A 23,169-nucleotide genomic window follows, 5' to 3' on the forward strand; every position below is an offset into this window, starting at 1 on the left:
CATAGCGCGACAGGTCCGCGCAATGTTATCTCAATACATTAGTAATATGATTCCCGTGTGCAAATGTCCCCAAAACGACGGGGGTCTTTTTGTTGCACTGCACAAGAAAAGTGGTAGTCTGGGGCCGATTGCGGACACCAAGACGAACACGCGCAAGGCTTGCGTCGGACCTGGGAGCGGCGCCGAGATCGATTGAAACAAGGGGTACGCGTCCCATGTTCTACCAGCTCTACGAAATGAACCATGCCATGATGGCACCGTGGCGCACGGCGGCGGACGCCATGCGGCTGGCCTTCAAGAATCCGATGAATCCGGTTTCGCACACCTATTTCGGCCGCGCCGCGGCCGCGGGGCTGGAAGTCTTCGAGCGCGCCACGCGCCGTTACGGCAAGCCGGAATTCGGGCTGCCCGAAACGGTCGTCGATGGCCAGACGGTGCCGGTCCGCGAGAAAATCGTCTGGCGGGCGCCCTTCTGCAACCTCATCCACTTCGAGCGGTCGCTTCCCAAGGGACGGGCGCCGGATCCGAAGGTGCTGCTCGTCGCGCCGATGTCCGGCCACTATGCAACGCTCTTGCGCGGCACCGTCGAGGCGCTGCTGCCCCATTCCGAAATCTACATCACGGACTGGATGGATGCCCGCATGGTGCCGCTCAGCGAAGGCACCTTCGATCTCGATGACTACATCGACTACGTCATCCAGATCCTGCATCACCTCGGGCCCGATACCCATGTGATCGGCGTCTGCCAGCCGGCGGTGCCGGTTCTCGCCGCGGTCGCCCTGATGGAAGCGGAGAACGACCCGCTGTCGCCGGCGTCGATGACGCTGATGGGCGGCCCGATCGACACGCGCATCAACCCGACCGGCGTCAACCAGCTGGCCGAGCAGCGGCCGGTCGAATGGTTCCGCGACAATGTCATTATGCCGGTGCCGTGGCCGCAGCCTGGCTTCATGCGCATGGTCTATCCGGGCTTCCTGCAGCTTTCGGGCTTCATGTCGATGAATCTCGACCGGCACCTGGTCGCCCATAAGGAGTTCTTCGCCCATCTCGTCAAGAATGACGGCGATGCCGCCGACAAGCACCGCGACTTCTACGACGAATACCTCGCGGTGATGGACCTGACGGCGGAATTCTACCTGCAGACGGTGCAGGTGGTGTTCATGCAGCATGCTTTGCCGAAGGGCGAGATGATGCATCGCGGCAAGCGCGTCGATCCGACGGCTATCCGCAGAACGGCGCTGCTGACCGTCGAGGGCGAAAACGACGACATTTCCGGCGTCGGCCAAACCCAGGCGGCGCAGACGATCTGCACCAACATCCCCGACCACATGCGCCAGCATTACATGCAGCCGGATGTCGGCCACTACGGCGTCTTCAACGGTTCTCGCTTCCGCGGCGAGATCGCCCCCCGCATCGTCGCCTTCCAGCGCCAGCATTCGCGCCATTCGAGGCCGGTGAAGCAGATCATCAAGGGCGGCAAGACGGCTTAACTCCACTTAGCCAACCTTTCGGTCGCTGGCCCGAGGCCTCCTGCGGCAGCGATTTGCTGCCGCAGAGTCAAGGGTTTGTCCGATTCCCATTCGGCGCATCTTGCAGTCATCTCCTGCCTTTCCCACATCGTTTTCATCGGGCCGCAACGGGCGGTCCGCTGACTGCAAGGAATACTGAAGATGAACCAATCTGCATTGATCCGTCCGGACTGGACGCCTGCGACCATTGCATTGATGGTGCTTGGTTTCATTGTGTTCTGGCCGCTCGGCCTGGCGATGCTCGCTTACATCCTCTTCGGCGACAAGCTGAGGACCTTCAAGAAGGACGCCAACGACAGCGTGGACCGCATGTGCGCCGGCTTCCGCCGGAACCATCGCGCCCATTGGGCCCACCATCGGACCGGCAATGTCGCCTTCGACGATTGGCGCGAAGCAGAGCTTGCCCGCCTCGACGAGGAGCGCCGCAAGCTCGACGAAATGCGCGAGGAATTCGACGCCTATGTCCGCGAGCTCCGGCGCGCCAAGGACCAGGAGGAATTCGACCGCTTCATGCGCGAGCGCAGGAACGGCAGCCCCGGTCCGGCATCCGAGACGAACTGATCCGGTGGAACCCGATGTCCGGCGTTTCACATGAAACGCCGGACATGTCTTGAGGCGGCTGCCAGAGGTCCGCGAATCGGCTAGAAAGGCCTGATGTTTCCTTCTTTCAAGCGACGCCGTGGCAGTGAAACGCACTTCGATGTCACGCGCGACATCGAAGTGGCCGGCAAGCTTCTTCCCCTGACCATTCGGAAGAACGCACGCGCGACGCGGATGACATTGCGCATCGAGCCCGGCGGGCGGGCCCTGAAGCTCACCGTTCCGGAAGGCCTGCCGGAGCGCGAGGTCAGCGCATTTCTCAGCCGGCATCAGGGCTGGCTGATGACCAAGCTCGCTCGCTTCTCCGGTGACAGCGAGATCGAGCACGGCGGGATGATCTTCTTCCGAGGCGTCGCCCATCGCATCGAGAGAACCGGCCGGATTCGCGGCCTCACCGAGACCGCAGTCGTCGATGACGAGGCAGTGTTGCGGGTCGGCGGCGCGGAAGAGCATCTGCGGCGGCGGATTGCCGATTTCCTGAAGAAGGAGGCACGCTTCGAACTGGAGCGTCTCGTCGCCGTCTATGCCGGTCGGATCGACCGCCGGGTGCGCTCGCTGAGCCTCAAGGACACTCGCAGCCGCTGGGGTTCCTGCTCCGCCGAGGGAGACCTGAGCTTTTCCTGGCGGATCGCCATGGCGCCGCCGAAGGTGATTGCCTATCTCGCCGCCCATGAGGTCGCCCATCTCGAGGAGATGAACCACGGTCCCGACTTCTGGGCGCTGTGTGAAAGGCTTTGCCCGGATACCAACGATGCCAGGCGCTGGCTGAAGCGCAACGGCACGATGCTGCACGCGATCGACTTCGGCTGACGCCCGCACGGACGCTCAGGGTACTGACGGCGAACAGCACGGCCGTGCCGAATGTGGTAAACTCGTGAACCGAGCCGCAAAACCTCTCGTAGCAAGCCCATCCTTTTGATTGCCGAAGCATGGCCACGGTTTTGCTCGACTCGCGCGGCGTTTCGTGCAAGGTCGCTTTCCATGAAAATGGACGTGAAGATTTGTGGACTGAAGACCACGGAGGCCGTGGAGCATGCCGTGGCACTTGGCGCTTCGCACACGGGATTCATTTTCTTCCCGAAGAGCCCGCGCAATATCGAGCCCGACGACGCCGGTCGCCTTGCCGAGCGCATTCGCGGCCGGGCGAAGATTGTCGCCGTCACTGTCGACGCCGACAATGACGATCTCGACGAGATCGTTTCCGCGCTCAAGCCGGACATCCTGCAGCTTCATGGCGCCGAGGATCCGGAGCGGGTGCTGACGGTCAAGGCGATCTACGGTCTTCCGGTCATGAAGGCGCTGTCGATCCGCGAGGCTTCCGATCTCGGCAGGATCGATCCCTATCTCGGCATCGTGGATCGTTTCCTGTTCGATGCCAAACCGCCGGCCGGATCCGAACTGCCCGGCGGCAATGGCGTGTCTTTCGACTGGAGACTGCTCGACGCGCTTGACGGAAGCGTCGATTACATGCTTTCCGGTGGACTGAATGCAGAAAATATCGGCGAGGCTCTTGCGCTGACCGGCGCGCGCGCCGTCGATACATCCTCCGGGGTCGAGAGCGCGCCGGGTGTCAAGGATTTGAAGCTCATGGATGCGTTTTTCGATGCGGTGCGCTGCGCCGAAGCCGTACGGCCACGATCAGGGAGCAAGACGTGAATCAGCCGCTTAAACCGAATTCCTTCAGGGCTGGACCGGACGAGGACGGCCGTTTCGGGATTTTTGGCGGCCGTTTCGTCGCCGAGACGCTGATGCCGTTGATCCTCGATCTCCAGGACGAATGGAACAAGGCGAAGAGCGATCCGGCCTTCAAGGCGGAACTCGAACACCTCGGCGCCCACTATATCGGCCGGCCGAGCCCGCTCTACTTCGCCGAGCGGCTGACCGCCGAACTCGGCGGCGCGAAGATCTATTTCAAGCGCGAGGAGCTGAACCACACCGGCTCGCACAAGATCAACAATTGCATCGGCCAGATCCTGCTCGCCAAGCGCATGGGCAAGACCCGGATCATCGCCGAGACCGGAGCCGGCCAGCACGGCGTTGCTTCGGCAACCGTCGCGGCCCGTTTCGGTCTCCCCTGCGTCGTCTATATGGGCGCCACTGACGTCGAGCGCCAGGCGCCGAACGTCTTCCGCATGAAGCTTCTCGGCGCCGAGGTGAAGCCGGTGACCGCCGGCAGCGGCACGCTCAAGGACGCCATGAACGAGGCGCTGCGCGACTGGGTGACGAATGTCGACAACACCTATTACCTGATCGGCACGGCCGCCGGCCCGCATCCCTATCCGGAGATGGTCCGGGACTTCCAGGCGGTCATCGGCCAGGAAGCCAAGGAACAGATACTTGCCGCCGAAGGTCGCTTGCCCGACCTCGTCGTCGCGGCGGTCGGCGGCGGCTCGAACGCGATCGGCATCTTCCATCCCTTCCTCGACGACGACGGCGTCCGGATCGTCGGCGTCGAAGCGGGCGGCAAGGGGCTCGAAGGCGACGAGCATTGTGCGTCGATCACCGCCGGCTCGCCGGGCGTCCTGCACGGCAACCGCACCTACCTGCTTCAGGACGGCGACGGCCAGATCAAGGAAGGCCACTCCATTTCGGCGGGTCTCGATTATCCGGGTATCGGCCCCGAGCATGCCTGGCTCAACGATATCGGCCGGGTCGAATATGTGCCGATCATGGACCATGAGGCGCTCGAAGCCTTCCAGACGCTGACGCGGCTCGAAGGCATCATCCCGGCGCTCGAGCCGTCGCATGCGCTGGCCGAGGTCATCAAGCGGGCGCCGAAGATGGGCAAGGACGAGATCATCCTGATGAATCTCTCCGGTCGCGGCGACAAGGATATCTTCACCGTCGGCAAAATTCTGGGAATGGGGCAGTAACGCGTATGACCGCACGCATTGAGCAGAGATTCGCCGACGTCGCGGCGGAAGGTCGCCCGGTCCTTGTAACCTATTTCATGGGCGGCGATCCGGATTTCGACACGTCGCTGGCAATCATGCGGTCGCTGCCGCAGGCGGGCGCCGACGTGATCGAGCTTGGCGTGCCCTTTTCCGATCCGATGGCCGACGGCCCGGCGATCCAGCTCGCCGGCCAGCGCGCGCTCAAAGCCGGCCAGACGCTGGCCAAGACGCTCGATCTTGCGAGGCGCTTCCGGGAACAGGATCAGCGGACCCCGATCGTGCTGATGGGCTACTACAACCCGATCTATATCTATGGCGTCGAGCGCTTCCTCGATGACGCGGTTCAGGCCGGCGTTGACGGGCTGATCGTCGTCGACCTGCCCCCGGAAATGGATGATGAGCTCTGTATTCCGGCGCTCGACAAGGGCATCAGCTTCATTCGGTTGGCGACCCCGACAACGGACGACCGCCGCCTGCCCAAGGTGCTCGAAAATACCTCCGGTTTCGTCTATTACGTCTCTATGACCGGCATCACGGGTTCGGCGCTGCCCGATCCTTCGCTGATCGCGGGCGCGGTGGCGCGGATCAAGTCGCATACGAAGCTGCCGGTCTGCGTCGGCTTCGGCGTCAAGACCGCCGAACATGCGCGGGTGATCGGCGCCTCGGCCGACGGGGTCGTGGTGGGAACGGCGATCGTCAATCAGATCGCCTCGAGCCTGACCGAAGAGGGCCGCGTCACCGAGGCGACCGTTCCCGGTGTTGAGGCGCTGGTTCGCGGGCTCTCGGCCGGGGTGCGGGCGTCACGCCTTGCGGCGGCCGAATAATCGCCCATATTGGCGCGCAGAAGCCGAAGGACATCTTCAGGAGTCTACTTAAGTGAACTGGATCACAAACTACGTTCGGCCAAAGATCAATTCGATGCTCGGCCGCAGGGAAGTTCCGGAGAACCTCTGGATCAAGTGCCCTGAAACCGGCGAGATGGTGTTCCATCGCGATCTCGAAGAGAACAAGTGGGTCATCCCGCAATCCGGCTTTCATATGAAAATGCCGGCGCGGGCCCGCCTGAAAGACCTCTTCGACGGCGGCATCTATGAGACGCTGCCGCAGCCGAAGGTGGCGCAGGATCCCCTGAAGTTCCGCGATTCGAAGAAGTATGTCGACCGCCTGCGCGACAGCCGCGCCAAGACCGAGCTCGAGGATACGATTGTCGCGGGCCTCGGCCTCGTCCAGGGCGTCAAGCTCGTCGCGGTTGTGCACGAGTTCAATTTCATCGGTGGCTCGCTCGGCATGGCGGCTGGCGAGGCGATCATCAAGGCCTTCGAGAAGGCGATTGCCGAGAAGTGCCCGCTGGTGATTTTCCCGGCCTCGGGCGGCGCCCGAATGCAGGAAGGCATCCTTTCGCTGATGCAGCTTCCTCGCACCACCGTTGCGGTGAACCTGCTGAAGGAGGCGGGGCTCCCCTATATCGTGGTTCTGACCAACCCGACCACCGGCGGCGTCACAGCATCCTACGCGATGCTGGGCGACATCCACCTGGCCGAGCCCGGCGCGGAGATCGGCTTTGCCGGCAAGCGGGTCATCGAGCAGACGTTGCGCGAAAAACTCCCCGAAGGTTTCCAGACATCCGAATATCTGCTGGAGCACGGCATGGTCGACATGGTCGTCAAGCGGCACGACCTGCCGGCGACGCTTGCGCGCGTGCTGAAGATCCTGATGAAGAAGCCGGCGGAGGCCGCAAGGCGCGAAAGCGGCTCGCAGGTTTCGGCTTTGCCGCTTGCAGCCCGGGCATAGGCCGCCGCCCCCGATCCGATCCACGGCTGTTTTCAAGCGCTGCGCGCATCCGGACGCGCAGACGTCGCTGTAGCACTTTGAATTGCTGCATGATTTTTCCTTAAATCGATTCCGATTCAAGGAATCATGCAGTAAGAAATCATGCAGCAGCGGATCATCTTTTTCGAGGCAGGAACATGACGGCGGCACAGGTCAGCGAAGCGGCAAGGGAGATCGAAAAGCTTCTTGCTCTGCATCCCAAGGGATTCGACCTGTCGCTCGACCGGATCACGCGCCTGCTTGCCGCGCTTGGAAACCCGCAGGACCGCCTGCCGCCGATCATCCACGTCGCCGGCACCAACGGCAAGGGCTCCGTCACCGCGTTCTCGCGGGCGATCCTCGAGGCGGCTGGCCTCAGTGTCCATGTGCACACATCGCCGCATCTCGTAAACTGGCACGAGCGCTATCGTCTCGGCGTCAAGGGCGGCAAGGGTGCGCTTGTCAGCGACCCGGTGCTGGCCGATGCGGTGCGGCGCGTGGCGGCAGCCAATGCCGGCGAGAAGATCACCGTCTTCGAAATCCTGACGGCAGTCACCTTCCTGCTTTTCGCCGAGCATCCGGCCGACGTCGCGATCATCGAGGTGGGCCTCGGCGGCCGCTTCGACGCGACGAACGTGATCGCCCGGCCGGCGGTTTCCGTGATCATGCCGGTTTCGCTCGATCACCAGGCCTATCTCGGCGATCGAGTGGAACTGATCGCCGCCGAAAAGGCCGGCATCATGAAGCGCGGCCGCCCGGTGGTGATCGGCCATCAGGAGGAAGACGGCGTGCGCGACGTGCTCGTCGACACCGCCGAGCGGCTCGGCTGCCCCATGTCCGTCTATGGCCAGGATTTCATGGCGCATGAGGAGTTCGGCAGGCTGGTCTTCCAGGACGAGAACGGGCTTGCCGACCTGCCGCTGCCGCGTCTGCCGGGGCGGCATCAATATGCCAATGCCGCCGCGGCGATCCGTGCCGTCAGGGCGGCCGGGTTCGACGTTCCGGAGACGGCGATCGAGAAGGGCCTGGCCGGCGTCGAATGGCCGGGCCGGCTGCAGCGCCTTGCCGGCGGCAAGCTCTCGCATTACGGCCCGCCAGCCGCCGAGATCTGGATCGACGGCGGTCACAATCCCGGCGCCGGTCAGGTCATAGCCGAGGCGATGGCTACTTTCGAGGAGCGCGACCCGCGGCCGCTCTTCCTGATCATCGGCATGATTAACACCAAGGATCCGGTCGGCTACTTCCGGGCCTTCCGGGACCTCGCCGAACAGGTCTTCACCGTGCCGATCCACGGCTCGGATGCCGGGCTTGATCCGGTCGCGCTCGCCGCCGACGCGGCTTCAGCCGGCCTCGAGACCAATGCGACCTCCTCTGTCGCGGAAGCACTCGGCCTCATCGCCGAGCTTACCGAGGAAGACCCGGCGCCGCCGCGCATCCTGATCGGCGGTTCCCTCTATCTCGTCGGCGACGTGCTTTCGGAGAACGGCACGCCGCCGCGATAAGGGGCGGAGAGCTTCCTCCTGGACGACCCACCCTCCGTCATCCTCGGGTTAAGCCCTGGGTCAAGCCCAGGGCTTGACCCGAGGATGACGGAGGGCGTGAACTCGACGCGAGACAACTGCAATGGTGATGCTCCGGATTGCCGAGCCGAGCGTGCCGCGAAAGGCCAGGAGACAGCGCAATCCATCATTCTCTTACTGGCAACAAGAAAAAGCCCGGAAAACCGGGCTTTCGCTATCAATCGACAATGATTCGGCCGCTTAGACCGCGTTGGAAATCCACGAGCTGAGCGCGGTCTTCGGCGCGGCGCCGACCTTGATGTCGGCGACTTCGCCGGCCTTGAACATGGCAAGCGTCGGAATCGAGCGGACACCGTACTGGGCGGCGAGTTCCGGGTTTTCATCGATATTGAGTTTGGCGACCTTGACCTTGCCGGCAAGCTCTGTGGCGATCTCTTCGAGGCTCGGCGCGATCATTTTGCACGGGCCGCACCATTCGGCCCAGAAGTCGACGACGACCGGCTCGGCGGAATTCAAGACTTCTTTCTGAAAGTTGGACGCATCGACTTTTACAGTTGCCATCGGCTGCTCCTTCGGAATGGCATTGTCCAGATATTGTGCCTCATGTGAGGCCTCGCCACCGGATTTTCAATATCGTGTATCTCACTTTGTCGTCAGCTCTTCAAGGCTCACGTCCAGCATCGCGTCGGGAAGCACCCGGACCGCCGGCCCCTCGGTAAAGATCAGCGCTGAGCGGAACTGCTTGCCCGGATAGAGCGGCTTCAAGAGTTCGCGATAGATGGCGAGCTGCCTCCTATAAACGCTCGGAACGCCCTCGACCGATGCCGGCACTTCACGATTGGTCTTGAAATCGGCAATTGTCACGGTGTCGCCGGCTATCGCCAGCCGGTCGAGCCGACCGGACACGGCGAACTCACGGTCACCGAGCTTGAGCGTTCCCATGACGGACACCTCCGCGCGGCTGTGTTCGCCGAAAAGCGACTGCAGCTCCGGATGATCGAGCACATCCATCACCGCACCGGTGAGCGAACGCCGCTCTGCCTCCGGCCAGCGCGGCGCGGCACGGCTTAGGTAACGCTCCGCCGCGCCCCGACGCTCGGCACTGTCGATCGTCGGGAGTACCTGCAGCAGCCGATGGAGGATCGCGCCGCGCAGCATCGAGAACTTGGGCGCAGCCTGCACCCCAAAGAGAGCCGAGCCGACGATCGCCTCTTGATCCGGGTCGTCGATGGCGACGCTCGCTCCGGAAGGCGCAAGCGGCCGCGGCAGTCGTCGCTGCGGCGGCAGGGGGGTGAAAAGCGCTCGCGGCAGGCTGGACGCCATCGCCTCCGGTTTGCCTCCCGCGTCGCCGCCCGCCGGGATGGCGACCGGTACATGCGCTTCCCGCCAGGCATGGCCGTTCCATTCCTCGCCGCCGGCGCGGAAGGCCATCGGCGTGGCCCGGCCTTTCGGATCGTGCGACAGCGTGCCCTGCACCATCGCGTGCCAGGTGTCGAGGTTTTGCCGTTGGCCGCGATAGCCGCAGACGATCAGGCGGTCCGCCGCGCGCGTCATGCCGACATAGAGGAGGCGGCGATATTCTTCTTCGGCCAGGCGCTTCAGCCGCTCGGTGTCGGCGGCGATCAGCGAATTCGATGCCGAGCCGGGCGCGCGCCAGACGGGCACGCTGGCCGCAGAGCCGTCGTCCCCGACTTTCTCCAGGAAGCGCAGATCCGATACCTGCTGGCGGACGAATGCCTCGCCGCCGCCATCGACCAGAAAGACGACCGGTGCCTCGAGCCCCTTGGCGGCATGCACCGTCATGACGCGGACCTCGTCACGCTCCTTGTCCTGCTCGCGCTTGACCGTCGGCGCTTCGATTTCGAGTGTCGAGATGAAGGCCTGGAGGCCGGGCAGCCCGCCGCGCTCATGGTCGAGCGCGAAGGTGAGGAATTCGTCGAGGATGTCGCTGACTTCACTGCCGAGCCGCGCCAGGAAGGCACGCCGGCCGCCATCGGCCCCGAGCACGCGGGCGTAGAAATCGTGCGGCAGCAGGTTGCGGGCAAGCTCGCCATAGCCGGAAAGCGTCCGCATGACCCGATTGTATCGGCTCGTTTCCTCCGCGCCGAGCTGCTGAAGCCGGTGCCACAGGCTTTCGCCTTCCGCTCGGCGTGCCGCCAGCTCGAAGACATCGTCTTCGCCGAGATTGATGAGCGGGCTCTTCAGCAATGCCGCGAGCGACAGGTCGTCCTCCGGCAGCAGCACGAAGCGGCCGAGCGCCATCAGGTCCTGAACGGCGATGTGATTGGTCAGCACCAGCCGGTCGGCTCCGGCGACGGGGATATTGTTGCGGCGCTTCAGCGCCCGCGTCAGGGCGTTGACGAAGGCGTCGCGCTTGCGTACCAGCACGATCACGTCGCCCGGCCGCATCGGCCGCCGAACGCCCTTTTCGATCACCGTTTCCCTGCCGATCCAGTCTTGCAGCACGGCGGCGATCCGTCGGGCAAGAATGTTGACCGGTGCACTCTCGGGCGTTGCGTCGAAGGGGGCCGTCCACTCTTCCTCGGAAGTGGTCGGCTCGGGTGCGATGACGTCCCAGATATCGACGGCGCCCGGATGGCCGATCCGGTTCGAGGCGTGCACGATCGCCTCGCTCCGGGCGCTCAGCCCCTTGGCATTGCCCGGATTGGCAAAGACCGTATCGACGGCGGAAAGCACGTCGACCGTCGAGCGGAAGGAAAGCTGCAGCCGGATAGGGCTGAAATACTTGTTGCCGGCGCGCACGCGCCGCTCGGTCAGGATGCTTTCGCGCGAAAAGCGCTCCGGACGCGCGCCCTGGAAGGAATAGATCGACTGCTTCTCGTCGCCGACGGCGAAGATCGTCCGCTCGTCGGGGCGTGCTGTTTCGCCGGCGAAGAAATCGGCAGCAAGCGCCTGGATGATCGTCCATTGGGCCGGGCTCGTATCCTGCGCCTCGTCGACGAGAATGTGGTCGATGCCCTGGTCGAGCTTGTAGTGGACCCAGGCGCCGACATCGCTGCGGGAAAGCAGCGCCGCCGTGCGGTTGATCAGGTCCTCGAAATCGAGCTGGCTGCGCCTCTTCTTGAGATTCTCGTAATCCCGGTTGAGCCTTTCCGCGAGGATCAGCGCCGCGCGCGTCGCCTCATACATGCGCACGATGCTGAGGCGATCGGCACAGGAGGCGACGTGCCTGCGGGCTTCGTCGATCAGCGGTGCCAGATGCGGTGCCTGGGCCAGCATCGCCTTGTTGAAAAACGCAGACTCTGCCCTGGGCTTGCCGCCGCCGTTGAAAAACACGCTCAGCAGCCCGTCAAAGCGCTCCTCCACAGTCTCGGCGCTGCGGACGGCTTGCAGGCCCTCTGCGATCTCACGGGGTTTCACGCCGCCGTGGTTCAGCGCCAGTTCGACATAGTGGCCGAGTGCTGCGCCATGGAGGCCCGCCAGCGGCCAGGCGCGGGCCATGACGTCCTCGACCGATTCGCCTGGAGCAAGGCCCAGCGCCGCCCGCAGCTCTCCCTCCCTGCCGCCGCGTTCGGGGGCGCGGTCCAGAAAGGCCTGGATGGCAGCGCGGTTCGCGACGATTGCCTCGAGCAGCTTTTCGAGACCCGTGTCATCGGCGAGGTCGAGCACCGTCGCGAAGGCATCCGCAAGCTCCGCCTCGTCCTCGGCCGCCGTCGCCGTCAGCAGCGCGCGCCGTGCATCGGCAAGCAGCACCGCCGCTGCACGATCGTCGAGGACCGAAAAATGCCCTGCCACATTGGCCTCGAGCGGAAACTGGTGCAGCAGCGCCTCGGAGAAGGCGTGGATCGTCTGGATCTTCAGCCCGCCCGGTGTTTCGAGCGCCTTTGCAAAGAGCCGTCGCGCTTCGTGGATCTTCGCAAGGGGAGGCCGTCTGCCTTCGATCGCCTCGATCCGCTTCTCCAGCGCGGCGTCGTCGAGCGTCGCCCATTCGGCGAGACGCTCGAAGATGCGGTTCGACATCTCGGAGGCGGCGGCCTTCGTATAGGTCAGGCAGAGAATGGCGGACGGCCGGCAGCCGGCGAGCAGCAGCCTGATGACGCGCTGCGTCAGCACATGAGTCTTGCCCGAGCCGGCATTGGCCGAGACCCAGGCCGAGCGGGCCGGGTCGGAGGCCAGCGATTGCCGCTCCGTCGTCCAGTCGAGCCAGGCTTTGGGCGTCCTCTCCTCCGGCCCGGAACCGTCATTCCTCATCGTCGTCCTCGCCGTCAGCGGTTGCCCATTCGGCGACGCGCGCCAGGTGGTCGTACTCGCCGCCGTAATCCCGCTCCTTCTGCATGATCAGCCGCGAGGCGAAGCCGTATTTTCCGCTGACCAGCGCGGCGAGCAGCTTTTTCAGTTCGGCAAGCGATTCCTCCGCCAGTTGGTCGGCCGATTTGGTCTCCTTCGACTTGCTGTTCTCATTGTTGACGGTATCGACGGCAAAGCGGCCGCCGGGCTTCAGGCGCACGTAGCGCAGCGAATGCGGCCGGGCCGGGCCGAGCGTGCCGAAGGCGCCGGCCTTGAGCGCCGCCGCCTCGAGCGATAGCTGCGGGTCGAGCAGGGCCCGTGCCTCCTTCGCCGAAGGGCTGGAGCCGGTCTTGTAGTCGATGATGTCGACGGTGCCGTCCGCGAGCCGGTCGAGCCGGTCGGCAATGCCGGTGAGCCTTATCTCGGCAATGCCGAGATCCATCGCGGCGGGGACTTCCGTGAAGGACCTGACGATGCCGTGCTTGCGCTTCTGCTCCCAGTCAAGGAACTCCCTCGCCACCGCCTCGAAGCGTGGCCGCCAGATCGTGTCGATGTGGATGGGCAGGTTTTCCTCGTCGAAGGCTTCCCTGATCAGCCGCCCCATCGCCCCTTTTCCCTCGTGGGAGGCCGGGTCGAAACCGCCCTTTATGAAGCGCTCGACGATCCGGTGGTAGAGCAGGCCGCGTTCGGCTGCGCCCGGATCGCGATTGAATAAGTCGATCGGCTCCAGCCGCAATATGCGGCGCGCATAGATGGAATAGGGATCGCGGCGAAGCTTCGTCACTTCGCTGAAGGAATATTTGCGCGGCTGCAGTTCGGCCGGCGGCTTCGGCTTCGGCCGCTCGCTGAGCAGCTGGGGCGCGCCATCGTCGAGAATGCGCATCCAGTGAAGGTAGATGGCGCCATTCGCCTTGAGCTGCGTGGTCAGTGTCTCGCCGCCGAGTGCCTGCAGGCGTTGCAGCCATCGCGACGCGACGGTCGGCGCCGAGCCCTGGCGCATGGATCGCGAGAGGATCAGGCGGCGCGTTCCGCAGGCCATCTGGAAATCATGGGCGAGCTGGCCGATGCGTCTCTCCGGCGGTTCGAGTCCGATCCCCGACTTCATCGTGCGCGACAGAAACGGGTCATTCGAAGTCTGGCCCGGCCAGGTCCCCTCGTTGAGGCCGCCGAGCACCACGAGATCGACGCTTTGCAGGCGCGATTCCAGTGCCCCGAAGATGAAGACGCGCGGGTGCCGCATCGAGCGCGGCTTGACCGCTTCGCTGGCGGCAAGCGCCTCGACGATGTCGCACCATTGCCGCCCGTCGGCTTCCATCTGCCCGTCGGTCTCGATGATGCCCTTGAGCAGCGTCGCCAATGTTTCGCCGGCTTCCGAACCCCAAAGTCCCCCGAGGCTGCCTCGCTCGTCGATGGCAACCGCTTCCAGCGCCCGGCCGGTGCGCTCGGACCAATCGGCGAGCGTCAGGGCGGCCGTGTGATGGCGACCGCCTTCCGCGGTACCGGAGATGGTGCTCGCCAGGGGCTCGACGGCCGCCGAAATTCGCCGGGCAAGCGCCTGAGCGCGGTCGATATCGTCCTGATCGATACCGCCTCGCCAGGGCCGTGGATGCCGTTCTGTGCGCTGCCGGGCGAGTGCCTTGTCGAGAACGATTTCGAGGGCAGCAATATCGGCGAGGGCGGTGCCGCCGCGCAGCGCCACGAGCTCCAGCACGTCTGCTGCACGCCGCGCAGCCTCCGCCGTCTGGCCGAAGCGGGCAAGCGGATGCTTGAGAAGTGCGACCAGGGCGACCGGGTCGTCTGGTCTGAGGGTCGCCTCGATGAGCAGCCGGGTAAGCGCGCCCGCCGCCGTGGCCGACAGCGGTACGCCGGCGGAATCATCGGCCTCGATGCCGAACCGGGCGAGTTCCGCCCCGACCCGCCGCGCCAGGCCGCGATCCGGGGTGATCAGCGCCGCCTGGCTGTCTTCGTCGCCCTCAAGCGCCAGCCTTAGCGCAATCGCGATCGCGGTCGCCTCCTCGCGTTCGTTCGCCGTCTCGACCAACGCCACGTCGGCGAAGGCGGCAAGCAGCGCCTGCAGCTCGAAACGCTCGCGCGCCTGCGTCCAGCCATCGGTGGCCAGGGCCGGCAGCAGCGCCCGCGACAGGACCGCGCTGCGATAGGCGAGGTCATCGTCGAGCGAGCCCAGCACCGGCACGTCGCGCCGTTCGATGCGCATCCGCTTCAGGAGACGGTGGAAGCCATATTGCGGATGGGTGCGGCTTGCCGGGTCTCGTGCCGACGAGCCGGCCTCCTTTGCCAGCAGCCCCCATTCCGGATCGCTCATCGTGAGGTCGAGGCCCGGAAGCACGATGGTGCCATTCGGCAGCGCGCTAACGGCGGCGATCAATGCCGCAGTCGCCGGGATCGAGCCGGTCGAGCCGGCGATGATGATCGGGCCGGTGACCTTGCCGGCGGCGATGCGCTGCGTTTCGGCCTTGAGCACGGCGTTGCGATGGCGCGCCGGCGAGGAATGCTTGAGTTCATCCAGCCGTTCCGGCCAATAGGTCCGGGCGATCTTCAGGAAGGCAAGCGTCAACTGCCACCAGAGTGCATGCTCGCCGGCATCGAGCCCGTCGAGTTGATCCCAGCCGAGCTCCTCCGTTTCCATCGCGTCGATCAGCTCGGCGAGATTGCGCGCCAGCCAGATGGCATCGGCCGGGCTTGCCGGCGCGATCAGCGGGCTTTCGGCATGGATGTCGAGGACCACCTGCGGCAGCCGGTTGCGCCAGGCAAGGATCAGCCGGCCGAGCTCGATCAGTCGCGCCGTGCCGGAGAGCGGCGGCGCCAGATCGAGGATCGCCGGCACCTCGGCGTCGAAGAAACCGCTGTCGTCGTCCGTCTCGCCAAGCGCGCGGATCATCGGCAGGATCGCCGAGCGACCGCCGAGCAGGTCGACGAATTCGGAACGCAGAACGCGCGCCGAGCGACGGGTCGGCACGAAGATCGTCACGCCTGCAAGGGCGAGCGGGTCAGCCGGATCATATTGGAAATCCGGAGTCAGCGCGCCGCTCACGAGTTTTTCCGCCAGCGTTTTCAGGAAGGGCAGGCCGGCCGGAATCGTGAAGACGTTCGAGGCACGTCCGGGCACCTTACCCTCCCGGCTCGAAGCGCCGGACGACGGCCTCCGCCTCGTCGATGGCGTCGGGCGTGCCGACGGTCATCCATTGGCCTTCGAGCATCAGTCCGAAAAGGCGTCCTCTGGCGATCGCCCGGTCGAAATAGATATTGAGATTGAAGGCATCGCTGGGGGCATCGGCAAAAAGCCGCGAATCCATGGCGATCGCGCCGGCATAAACCACCGGATTCTCCATGCCTTCCTCATACCGCCGCAGCATGCCGTCCCCGGAGAGCGAAAAATCCTTCTTGCCGTTATGGCCGGTCGTGTCCTCGAGGCGCACGCAGAGCAGCGTCATGTCCATGCGCTCCGGGTCGAAGAACGCGGCGAGCCGCTGCAGGTTGCAGGGTTGCCCGGCCTTCTCGCCGACCCAGAAGAGATCGGCATTCATCACCAGGACCGGCCCGTTGTCCAAGAGCTTCAACCCCTTGGCGAGCCCGCCGCCGGAATTCATCAGTGCGTCCCGCTCGTCGGAAAAGAGGATGCGCGGGCTCTCGCGCCGGCTGAGATGGGCCTCCATCTGGTCGGCGAAGTGATGGACATTCACCGCGGCCTTGGTCACGCCAGCAGCCGCGAGCAGGTCCAGGACGTAATCGATCATCGGCTTGCCGGCGATCCGGACGAGCGGCTTTGGTAGTGTATCGGTGATTGGCCGCAGGCGGGTGCCCAGTCCGGCCGCAAGCACCATGGCATTGGTGATAGGCATGATTTCCTGTCAGTTGGCTGATTCGCTAGCCAGGATTCCAGCCTTAATGCACCAATCGCGCAAGGGTGTCAGCACTTCATGCGTCAACGCATGCTGCAGATAGGCGAAGGTGCGCGGCATGTGCTTCATGTAGCCGGGCTTGCCGTCGCGCTCCTTCAGCCGCACCCAGATGCCGGCGAGCTTGCAATTGCGTTGCGCCGCCATCAGGTGCCAATCGCGCAGGAAGGCCGTCTCGTCGAATGGGCCGTGGGCCTTGCGTTCGGCGATATAGGCGCTGAGCAGCCCGTCCGCCAGCGCGCCGTCGATCGTCACCCGTGCATCCTGCACCAGCGAGGCGACGTCGTAAGCCGTCGGCCCGATCATCGCGTCCTGGAAATCGATGATGCCGATTCGCTCGAGACCCCTGCGCTCCGGTCGCCACAGGATGTTGGGCGAATGGAAATCGCGCAGCAGCAGGTTCTTTTCGGCCGCGCCGAGACAGTCGATCAATTCGTCCCAGATCGCGAAGTAGTCGTTTCGCTCCGCGTCGGAGGCAGGTCGCCCGCGCTTCCACGGCAGGTACCAGTCGACGAGCAGGCTCGTCTCGATTTTGATCGCCGTGCGATCGAAATCGGGAATGTGGTGGACGATGCCGCCGGCGATCGCGATGTCGCGCTCGAATGGTGCGGCATGTAGCCGGCCGAGCAGCCGCGCGGCCTCGGCATAGCGCTCAGGAGCAGGCCGGCCTTCGGCGTCGAGAAGACTCTCCGAACCGAGATCCTCGATGAGCAGCAGCCCCTTGTCGAGATCGCGGGCATAGATCGCCGGTGCCGCGAATCCGCGTTTGCGCAAGAGCTCGGAGATCGCGACGAAGGGAACGACGTCCTCGGCGATATGGGCGAGCTGCTGGTAGTATTTGCCGTCCTGGAGGATCGGGCCGGGCTTGTGCCTTGCCGCATCCATCAGGATTTTCGCCGGCGCACCATCGCCGGTATCGATCCGTTCATAGGCCCGCACCGAGGCATCGCCGCTCAGGTGCCGGCGCCGCGCGTCCGGATGGCCGGCATCCGACAGGAAGGCCCGGATGGCGAGTGAGCGGGCGATCCGCTCGAAGGCTGCGTCGGGACCCGTGACACGGACGCGGCGCCCTTCCCCCTCATGCGTGAAGGCGAGGGTGATCCGCTGTGCAGACAGCCCTTCTTCCGCCTTCTCCGGCCATTCGACGAGACAGATGCCGTCCGTGAGCGCCTCTTCGAAACCGAGCTCGTCGAGCTCCGAAGCGTCGGCGAGGCGGTAGAGGTCGAAATGCGCGACCGGGATCCGAAGGTCGTAGCTCTGCACGAGCGTGAAGGTGGGGCTTGGCACCTCAAGCGAATCGTCGTCGGCCATCGCCCGAAGGAATGCGCGCGCGAAGGTCGATTTTCCCGCCCCGAGATCGCCGGAAAGTCCGACGCAATCGCCTTTCTTGAGGGCGAGCGCCAGATCCTCACCGAACGCGATCGTCGCGGTCTCGTCCTTCAGCAGGCGTTCGAGAGACTTCATGGAGTAACTATTCCGCCGCGATGATCTTCGGCATGTCGGCGGAGGGGATGCGGCAGGCGACTTCCGTGCCTTCGCCCTCCTTGCTGCGGATTGCGACGGTGCCGTGATGCAGGCTGACGAAGCTCTCGACGATCGACAGTCCGAGGCCCGCGCCGCCGCTCTGGCCGTAGCTCTCGAAGCGGTTGAACACGGTGTTCAGTACGTCCTGCGGAATGCCCGGTCCGGTATCGGTGACGGAGAAGACGAAATCGCCGCCTTCGCGCCCGCACTTGAGATCGATCATGCTGCCGTCGGGCGCGAAATTGGCGGCGTTGGTCAGGAGCTTGATGAAGACCTGCTTCAGCCGCTGCTGGTCTGCGGTGATGTGGCCGAGATTGTCTGGGGCGTCGATCCTCAGCGAGACGCCGCTCTCGGTGAGCCTCTCGGCCATTTGCTGCGCCACGTCGTCGAGCAGATCGAGGAGGTTCACCTCGGACATTTCGAGTTCGACGATGCCGGCATCGACAGTTGCAAGATCGAGGATGTCGTTGACGATCGTCAGCAGGAGCGAAGAAGACGTGGCGATATGGTCGACATATTCCGCCTGGCGGTCGTTGAGCGCGCCGAAGGCCGGTGTCTTCAGGAGATCGGCAAAACCGATGATGTTCGTCAGCGGCGAGCGCAGCTCGTAGGAGACGTGGTGGACGAAATCGTTCTTCAGGGCATCCGCCTTGCGCAAGGCGTCGTTCTTTTCCGTCAGCGCTCGCTCGACCCGCACGCTGTCGGTGATGTTGACGAAGGTCAGCATCGTCTGGGCGTTGGGCAGCGGAATGACGGCATAGTCGAGGATCAGCCCAGTGCGCAGCTCGAGAATGCCGCGGCTCGACGGCCGCTCGTCGTCGAAGCTGGTGATGATATGGGCGAAGCGTTTCCAGCCATCCGGCTGGTCGTAGGAGGAAAGGCAGGCCTGCTCGACGGCACGGATATGGGTACCGGGCTTGGCTTCCGCCTCGCTGATGCCCCAGATCGCCCGGAAGGCGGGATTGGACAGCCGGATGCGCCCGTCGGGCCCGAAGACGGCGACGCCTTCGGCAAGATGGTCGATCGTTTCGCCCTGCACCTGGACCAGCGTGTTGTAGCGGGTTTCGAGGTCGACCTTCTCCGTCAGGTTCTCGAAGACCCAGGTCGCGCCGCCCTGCGGCCGTGCCGTCGCGAAGACGCGGAGCGTCTGGCCGTTCGGCAGGTGCCAGAGGTCGGACTGCGTGTCGAGGGCCTGGTAGACCGACAGCGCGTTTGCCTTCCATTGCTTCCAATTGAGCGGCTCCGGCAGCTTGCCGCCGGCTCTCAGCCGGTCGAGCACTTCGCCATTGTCGGGCTTGCGCTCCAGAAAGCCCATGTCCAGCTCCCAGAGGCGCTGGAAGGCCTGGTTGTAGAATTGCAGGCGCTGATTGCCGTCGAAGATGGCGACGGGCGTTGCCAGGTGGTCGAGCGTTTCGGCGTGGCTCTTCAAGGTGCGCGCCAGTTCCTCGCGCACCGCTTCGATGCCGGAAACGTCGATGGCGACCCCGGCCGAGCCGGCGGGGGTGCGGGCGTCGACGACGTCGAAGAAGGTCCGGTTTCCTTTGACGACGGTCGAAACCTTGTCGCGGAAGGGCGTTTCGAAGGTCGAGACGGCACGGATCTTTTCGCGCGCCGCCGTGGCCAGCAATTCGCGCCCCTCGGCCGTGGCCGCCGACGCGCTCCGGGCATCGACCGCCTCGGCATAGGCCTCGTTCACCCATTCGAGCTTGCCGTCGGCGCTGCGCTGCCAGACCGGAAGGTCGATCGCGTCGAACAGCGTGCGGAATGTCGAGAGCGAGGCATGCAACTGGTCGCGCTCGAGCTTCAGCTCGGCGAGTTCCGCCCTCAGATTGTTGAGCGCGATGAAACGCACGAAGGCCCTACCTCCGGATACGCGACCCTGCGCCTCCAGCACTTCGCTGCGCTGCGTTTCGAGCACCAGGTCGAAGCTTTGCGCCTGGGCGCGCAGGGCCTCGATGGCTTTTTCCAGTTGGCCTGCCGATTGCGGCTTGATCCAGCGCCCGAAAGCCAGAAAATCCCGGTCGTCCTGCGGCGCACCGGTCTCGACGGGAAGCTGCCCGAGAAATTCCGGGCGCTCCGCCAGCCCGTCCCAGACGACGATTCGCCGGTTCTTGTCAGCGATGAGGGCCTGGAAACGGGAAATCCGCTGGTTCGCGTCCGAAAGGTCGGAGTGCAACGCACGATTTTCCGCTTCGATATTGCCACGCTGGCGGATAAGCCAGATCGCCGAAAGCATGGCAGCGGAGATCACGCCGATCAGGACGGAAAAGGTCACGACCTCGGAGGAGCCGAAAATGGACCTGGCAACCGGAGCGGAAGCCTGGGCTGCCGCATCCGTGGCCGCGAAAAGCGTCGTGCCGGCGAGCAGCCGCCGCACCAGCCGGTTAGCCCTGCAGCCGGCGCCGAAAAACCTCGATCGTTCTGTCTTCATGGCGCCGTCCCCGTCGACCCGCAAAGTGCCGCCGACTTCATGTCGCCATGCCCGAAACCCTCAAGCAGGGTTTGCGCTTGTTCCGATTGCATCCCCGGTCTGTCTCCGTCTGTTTGCCGCTGTCCGACAAGACATACCCGCTCGCAACGCCTTAGCCCCCGCACGTCCGGCTCTCCAATCCTGCGATGGAAAGTCCGCCCCGGCGTCACGAATCAATGACTTAACCATACTTCTTTGAAGATTCGCCGGAAAGTGCGCCGCCCAAAAAAGCGGCCGCGATCTCATGTCAAGATCGCGGCCACAAGATGTTGTGGATTGCTCGGGTAGGGATTAGTACCGGTAGTGTTCAGCCTTGAACGGGCCCTGCGGCTTCACGCCGATATAGCCTGCCTGCTCTTCCGAAAGCTCGGTGAGCTTGGCGCCGAGCTTGGCGAGATGCAGGCGGGCGACCTTTTCGTCGAGCTGCTTCGGCAGGATGTAGACCTCATTCTTGTAGTTTCCGCCCTTGGTGAAGAGCTCGATCTGCGCCAGCACCTGGTTGGAGAAGGAGGCCGACATGACGAAGGACGGGTGTCCGGTCGCGTTGCCGAGGTTCAGGAGGCGGCCCTCCGAAAGCAGGATCAGCCGGTTGCCCTTCGGGAACTCGATCAGGTCCACCTGCGGCTTGACGTTCGTCCATTTCAGGTTCCTGAGCGCGGAAACCTGGATCTCGTTGTCGAAGTGGCCGATATTGCCGACGATCGCCATGTCCTTCATCTCGCGCATATGCTCGATGCGGATGACGTCCTTGTTGCCGGTGGTGGTGATGAAGATGTCGGCAGTCGCGACGACATCCTCGAGCTGCACCACCTCGTAGCCGTCCATGGCGGCCTGCAAGGCGCAGATCGGATCGATTTCGGTGACCTTGACGCGGGCGCCGGCACCCTGCAGCGAGGCGGCCGAGCCCTTGCCGACGTCGCCATAGCCGCAAACCACGGCGACCTTGCCGGCCATCATCACGTCGGTACCGCGGCGGATGCCGTCGACGAGCGACTCCTTGCAGCCGTACTTGTTGTCGAACTTCGACTTGGTGACGCTGTCGTTGACGTTGATGGCCGGGAAGGGCAGCAGGCCCTTGGCCTGGAGCTGGTAGAGGCGGTTGACGCCGGTGGTCGTCTCTTCGGTCACGCCCTGGATGGCGTCGCGCTGCTTGGTGAACCAACCGGGCGTTGCGGCGAGGCGCTTCTTGATCTGGGCGAAGAGGATTTCTTCCTCTTCCGAACCAGGGTTCGAAAGCACGTTCTCGCCGGCTTCGGCGCGGGCGCCGAGCAGGATGTACATGGTGGCGTCGCCGCCGTCGTCCAGGATCATGTTGGAAAAGCCGCCGTCGGCCCACTGGAAGATCTTGTCCGTATAGGTCCAGTATTCTTCGAGCGTCTCGCCCTTGACGGCGAAGACCGGCACGCCGCTTGCGGCGATCGCCGCTGCGGCGTGGTCCTGCGTGGAGAAGATGTTGCAGGACGCCCAGCGGACTTCCGCGCCAAGCGCAACCAGTGTCTCGATCAGGACGGCCGTCTGGATGGTCATGTGCAGCGAGCCGGTGATGCGCGCGCCCTTCAGTGGCTTCGATGCTCCGAACTCTTCGCGGCAGGCCATCAGGCCCGGCATTTCCGTTTCGGCGATGTCAATTTCCTTGCGGCCGAAATCGGCGAGCGCGATATCGGCGACGATATAGTCCTGAGTGGCGGTCATGGAGTTCTCCAGGCTGGTCTCTTGGGGCGCACGCCGCTTTGTGTTCCTGCGGCATCACGATGCCTCCCGCGCTTCAAGCTGGCGGGGAGAGTGCGCCCGGTCTATCAGGAATCGCCGGGGAGGGCAACTCTCATATAAAGAGGTCTTTATATGTTTATATCGTCGGGGAGGGGGATCAGCGAGCCTGAGGCGTTACATCTCTTCGCCGAACTTGTCGCGCACCAGCGCGTCGAGGGCATTCAAGGCCTCTTCGGCCTGGAGGCCGCTGGCGGTGACGAACACCGTGCACCCGGTGCTGGCCGCCAGCATCATCAGCCCCATGATCGATGTTCCGCCGACGGTCATCCCGTCCTTCGATACGGTGATTTCGGCCTCGTAGGCCTCGACCGTCTGCACGAATTTCGCCGAGGCCCGTGCATGCAGGCCGCGCTTGTTGATGATGAGAAGTTCGCGCGTCAGCGCCGCGTCGGGCAGGTGGTCCATCATTTTCCACTCAGGACGCGGCTGGCGACGTTGATGTATTTGCGGCCGGCCTCGGAAGCCTCGACGAGGGCCTTGTCCATGTCGCTTTCGCCCCGCACGCCGGCGAGCTTGATCAGCATCGGCAGGTTGACGCCGGCAATCACCTCGACGACGCCGCTGCGCATGACGGAAATGGCGAGATTGGAGGGCGTGCCGCCGAACATGTCGGTCAGGATGATCACGCCGTTGCCTTCGTCGGCACTTTCGACGGCGTCGAGGATATCCTGACGCCGCTGGTCCATGTCGTCCTCGGGGCCGATGCACACCGTCTCGATAGATTTCTGCGGACCGACGACATGCTCCAAGGCAAGCCGAAACTCATCCGCCAGCTTGCCATGGGTGACAAGCACAAGTCCGATCATGGGTATCTTTGCTCCAACTGCATCTGCAACTCGTCGATGGTCAGATATCGCAATGCAGCAATTTCGTCCACCTGTTGGGGCG

The 23,169-nt window shown here is 64.4% G+C and carries 17 protein-coding genes; 8 read left to right on the forward strand and 9 right to left on the reverse strand.

Annotated elements, in window-relative coordinates:
* The first annotated feature begins 215 nt into the window (after nucleotides 1-215).
* From phaZ to RHIBR816_RS0108555, 8 genes are all read left to right on the forward strand, one after another.
* The gene (phaZ, locus tag RHIBR816_RS0108520) at nucleotides 216-1,490 is read left to right on the forward strand and encodes a polyhydroxyalkanoate depolymerase (RefSeq protein WP_018236110.1); all 1,275 of its coding nucleotides are present in this window, start codon (nucleotides 216-218) and stop codon (nucleotides 1,488-1,490) included.
* Nucleotides 1,491-1,670: 180 nt separating this feature from the next.
* Nucleotides 1,671-2,090 carry a DUF2852 domain-containing protein gene (locus tag RHIBR816_RS0108525; RefSeq protein ID WP_018236112.1) on the forward strand — a complete coding sequence of 140 codons (420 nt, stop codon included), beginning with the start codon at nucleotides 1,671-1,673 and terminating at the stop codon, nucleotides 2,088-2,090.
* Between the two features lie 93 nt (nucleotides 2,091-2,183).
* The gene (locus RHIBR816_RS0108530; protein ID WP_018236113.1) at nucleotides 2,184-2,939 is read left to right on the forward strand and encodes a M48 family metallopeptidase; all 756 of its coding nucleotides are present in this window, start codon (nucleotides 2,184-2,186) and stop codon (nucleotides 2,937-2,939) included.
* A gap of 171 nt (nucleotides 2,940-3,110) precedes the next feature.
* Nucleotides 3,111-3,785 (forward strand): phosphoribosylanthranilate isomerase, encoded by a 675-nt coding sequence (locus RHIBR816_RS0108535; RefSeq protein WP_026186775.1) that lies wholly within the window; start codon nucleotides 3,111-3,113, stop codon nucleotides 3,783-3,785.
* Entirely contained in the window at nucleotides 3,782-5,002 is a 1,221-nt protein-coding gene (gene trpB, locus RHIBR816_RS0108540) for a tryptophan synthase subunit beta (protein WP_018236115.1), read from the forward strand. The genes RHIBR816_RS0108535 and trpB overlap by 4 nt, the downstream gene beginning before the upstream one ends.
* Nucleotides 5,003-5,007: 5 nt before the next feature.
* The gene (trpA, locus tag RHIBR816_RS0108545; protein WP_018236116.1) at nucleotides 5,008-5,847 is read left to right on the forward strand and encodes a tryptophan synthase subunit alpha; all 840 of its coding nucleotides are present in this window, start codon (nucleotides 5,008-5,010) and stop codon (nucleotides 5,845-5,847) included.
* Nucleotides 5,848-5,899: 52 nt separating this feature from the next.
* On the forward strand, nucleotides 5,900-6,814 hold the full coding sequence (gene accD, locus RHIBR816_RS0108550; RefSeq protein WP_018236117.1) for an acetyl-CoA carboxylase, carboxyltransferase subunit beta: 915 nt from the start codon (nucleotides 5,900-5,902) through the stop codon (nucleotides 6,812-6,814).
* Between the two features lie 176 nt (nucleotides 6,815-6,990).
* A complete protein-coding gene (locus tag RHIBR816_RS0108555) occupies nucleotides 6,991-8,334 on the forward strand; it encodes a folylpolyglutamate synthase/dihydrofolate synthase family protein (RefSeq protein ID WP_018236118.1) in 1,344 nt (447 codons plus the stop codon).
* Between the two features lie 258 nt (nucleotides 8,335-8,592).
* Here the strand turns inward: RHIBR816_RS0108555 and trxA are convergent, their stop codons facing one another.
* The 9 genes from trxA to RHIBR816_RS0108600 all read right to left on the reverse strand — a co-directional run bounded on the left by trxA (nucleotide 8,593) and on the right by RHIBR816_RS0108600 (nucleotide 23,087).
* On the reverse strand, nucleotides 8,593-8,913 hold the full coding sequence (gene trxA / locus RHIBR816_RS0108560; RefSeq protein ID WP_018236119.1) for a thioredoxin: 321 nt from the start codon (nucleotides 8,911-8,913) through the stop codon (nucleotides 8,593-8,595).
* Between the two features lie 81 nt (nucleotides 8,914-8,994).
* Nucleotides 8,995-12,564 (reverse strand): double-strand break repair helicase AddA, encoded by a 3,570-nt coding sequence (addA, locus tag RHIBR816_RS0108565; RefSeq protein WP_018236120.1) that lies wholly within the window; start codon nucleotides 12,562-12,564, stop codon nucleotides 8,995-8,997.
* Entirely contained in the window at nucleotides 12,554-15,727 is a 3,174-nt protein-coding gene (gene addB, locus RHIBR816_RS0108570; RefSeq protein ID WP_018236121.1) for a double-strand break repair protein AddB, read from the reverse strand. The genes addA and addB overlap by 11 nt, the downstream gene beginning before the upstream one ends.
* Nucleotide 15,728: 1 nt before the next feature.
* Nucleotides 15,729-16,460 carry a nucleotidyltransferase family protein gene (locus RHIBR816_RS0108575; RefSeq protein ID WP_018236122.1) on the reverse strand — a complete coding sequence of 244 codons (732 nt, stop codon included), beginning with the start codon at nucleotides 16,458-16,460 and terminating at the stop codon, nucleotides 15,729-15,731.
* Between the two features lie 9 nt (nucleotides 16,461-16,469).
* Entirely contained in the window at nucleotides 16,470-17,981 is a 1,512-nt protein-coding gene (locus RHIBR816_RS0108580) for a bifunctional tRNA (adenosine(37)-N6)-threonylcarbamoyltransferase complex ATPase subunit type 1 TsaE/phosphotransferase (RefSeq protein WP_018236123.1), read from the reverse strand.
* A 7-nt stretch (nucleotides 17,982-17,988) separates the two neighbouring features.
* Nucleotides 17,989-20,472 (reverse strand): PAS domain-containing sensor histidine kinase, encoded by a 2,484-nt coding sequence (locus tag RHIBR816_RS0108585; RefSeq protein ID WP_026186776.1) that lies wholly within the window; start codon nucleotides 20,470-20,472, stop codon nucleotides 17,989-17,991.
* 330 nt (nucleotides 20,473-20,802) lie between these two features.
* Nucleotides 20,803-22,203, reverse strand: a complete 1,401-nt coding sequence (gene ahcY, locus RHIBR816_RS0108590) for an adenosylhomocysteinase (protein WP_018236125.1) — start codon at nucleotides 22,201-22,203, stop codon at nucleotides 20,803-20,805.
* Nucleotides 22,204-22,395: 192 nt separating this feature from the next.
* Nucleotides 22,396-22,689 (reverse strand): HPr family phosphocarrier protein, encoded by a 294-nt coding sequence (locus RHIBR816_RS0108595; RefSeq protein WP_026186777.1) that lies wholly within the window; start codon nucleotides 22,687-22,689, stop codon nucleotides 22,396-22,398.
* A complete protein-coding gene (locus tag RHIBR816_RS0108600; RefSeq protein WP_018236127.1) occupies nucleotides 22,686-23,087 on the reverse strand; it encodes a PTS sugar transporter subunit IIA in 402 nt (133 codons plus the stop codon). Before RHIBR816_RS0108600 ends, RHIBR816_RS0108595 begins: the two co-directional genes overlap by 4 nt.
* Nucleotides 23,088-23,169: the final 82 nt, after the last annotated feature.

The sequence above is a fragment of the Ensifer sp. BR816 genome, assembly GCF_000378985.1.
In the GTDB taxonomy this organism is placed as follows: Bacteria; Pseudomonadota; Alphaproteobacteria; order Rhizobiales; family Rhizobiaceae; genus Sinorhizobium.